Here is a 2,183-nt window from a genome sequence, read left to right on the forward strand (position 1 = left end):
TATATATCTTATTACAACAATTATCGTATAAAACAAAAACTGGGAGGAATGTCACCGGTTGAATACCGGATCAATTCCTCCCAGAAAATAGCATAACCATCTTCCAATTTTAGGGGTTCAGGTCAGTTCTTTTTTTATTAAAAGCAAAGTAATGTTTAGTTAAATATTACTTTGTATCTTTTATTCATGATAAGAATGTTTTAACCTTTATAGAAAAGAAAATTTACTCAGTGTATCTTTGAAATATAATATATTTAAAGGATTGATTAATGAATGGAAATAAAATATTGTTCAAAGTGCGGTACTGAGCTATCCGTAGATGATTCTTTTTGTTCAAATTGTGGAACAAGACAATCATACATAGAAAATAACACTATAAGTAATTTAGAGAAAGATAGCACTAAAAGGATTCGCTTTACTGATGCCGTAACTAAATGCTTGAAAAATGCATTTAACTTAAGTGGTGTCGCCACCAGGGCCGAATATTGGTGGTTTTACCTATTCAAAGCGATAGCATTGTTTGGCATTCTTTATGCAAATGCATACGTTGGTATTAACTACAGATCAGCGATTGTATTATCTAAAATTCATCCAGCTTTTCTTTTTGCGATTTCAGTTATATTAGGACTTGTATCCAGTGTGATAGCGATTGCGTCTTTATCTGTAGCCGTTAGAAGACTACATGATACTAACTTATCTGGACGTTTTATTTGTCTTGGCTTCATTCCTTTTTTGGGTATCATCGCGTTAATTGTCATGTTTTGTCAAAAATCCGTTGTAAACGGCAATAAGTATATAAACGTTGGTATGAATAATTCCAAAAAAATTCGGATAATTGTGCTGTATGTAATTTATTCAATGTTAGCAGCGTGGTTATACATCGGAATGTATATCAGCGAGATGCATTTTATGCTTTATCGATAGTAACAAAGTTGGAAAGGAATTTTAAATGAGTATAAAGTATTGTTCAAACTGTGGAAAACAAATGGCTTATAGTGATATTTTTTGCAGTTTCTGTGGATCTAACCAAGAGAATAATCAAATAATTGTTGATAAAGATAAGACCAGTTCAACGGATGTTCTAAAAGGCTACTTTAAACATTTATATACTATTGCTGGATGTTCTTCTAGAAAAGAATACTGGCTGGGTTTCTTATGGATGATGATTTTCGCTGTTTCATTCCATTTGATTTGGTCATTGAGTTACGCTTCGTTACATGATTCTGCATCTGGAGTAAGACTTTTAAAATGCTACGGGTTTGTTTTTGCTTTCTGTAAGGATTTTATTTCAGTTAGTCTAATATTTAGTACGTGTAGAAGACTACACGATGCTAATATATCCGGATGGTTCTTATTGTTATTGCTAGTTCCAATTTTTGGATGGATAGTAATCTTTGTGTTGCTATGTCAGCAATCTCAAGAAGAGGGACAAAGAAAGTATGGTAACAAGAAACCATCAAAAGCTATTAACCATGTAATCGGATGGCTTTTAGTAATTATCTTCGGACTGTTTGCAGGGGTTCACGAAATGAATACAATCCAATTTAAGTATGAAGAGTCTGTTAATCTACATCGATTTGATATGTTTATACAAAAAGAAAATGATGGAAAATATTATAATTATACGTATAATGGTTCAAATTATGATCATTAAAAAGAGCTGCCAAGTTTTGGCAGTTCTTTTTTATTTTTATTGACTTAAATCATTAATAGATATATAAACTTAATAAGTAGCTTTTAACTTAAAATTAATTTTTTATCATAAATTACTATACATAAGTTTTACGTTTTACCGGAGTGATGATAATGAAAAAATACAGTAACACTGTTTGGACCATTTTTTTACTATACGTTTTAATATTATTATTTAGTGTCCACAGTTTAGTAATCTTTATTGCTGGATTGGCAATGCTTTCTATTCCAGTAGGATTGAGAAACATGCTGATTGTTGATTTCCATAATCGAACTAAATGGTTCAACGTCGTAATGACAATCGTCGATGTATTGTTATTAGGCGCAATCATTTGGATCAATATCAAATAAAAAAGCATACGCTTTGGGAACTGAAGTTATAATATTGAACAGATAAATAAAAGCACTTTCGATAAAATGATTATTTTAATTTGATAAAATAACATAATTCGGAGGTGTTTTTTGTATGGCTAATAATAGATATTCATATG

The 2,183-nt window shown here is 30.7% G+C and carries 4 protein-coding genes; all 4 read left to right on the forward strand.

Annotated elements, in window-relative coordinates; translation table 11 throughout:
- Positions 1-3: 3 nt before the first annotated feature.
- The 4 genes from OEZ61_RS08305 to OEZ61_RS07975 all read left to right on the forward strand — a co-directional run bounded on the left by OEZ61_RS08305 (position 4) and on the right by OEZ61_RS07975 (position 2,043).
- The gene (locus OEZ61_RS08305) at positions 4-96 is read left to right on the forward strand and encodes an IS3 family transposase (protein ID WP_080719905.1); all 93 of its coding nucleotides are present in this window, start codon (positions 4-6) and stop codon (positions 94-96) included.
- A gap of 177 nt (positions 97-273) precedes the next feature.
- A complete protein-coding gene (locus OEZ61_RS07965) occupies positions 274-924 on the forward strand; it encodes a DUF805 domain-containing protein (protein ID WP_220382342.1) in 651 nt (216 codons plus the stop codon).
- Positions 925-985: 61 nt separating this feature from the next.
- Positions 986-1,654 carry a DUF805 domain-containing protein gene (locus OEZ61_RS07970; protein ID WP_220382343.1) on the forward strand — a complete coding sequence of 223 codons (669 nt, stop codon included), beginning with the start codon at positions 986-988 and terminating at the stop codon, positions 1,652-1,654.
- A gap of 152 nt (positions 1,655-1,806) precedes the next feature.
- Positions 1,807-2,043, forward strand: coding sequence for a hypothetical protein (locus OEZ61_RS07975; RefSeq protein WP_053792326.1), 237 nt, complete (start codon positions 1,807-1,809; stop codon positions 2,041-2,043).
- Positions 2,044-2,183: the final 140 nt, after the last annotated feature.

This window comes from Apilactobacillus sp. EABW-1NA, assembly GCF_030398685.1.
GTDB classification, from domain to species: domain Bacteria; phylum Bacillota; class Bacilli; order Lactobacillales; family Lactobacillaceae; genus Apilactobacillus; species Apilactobacillus waqarii.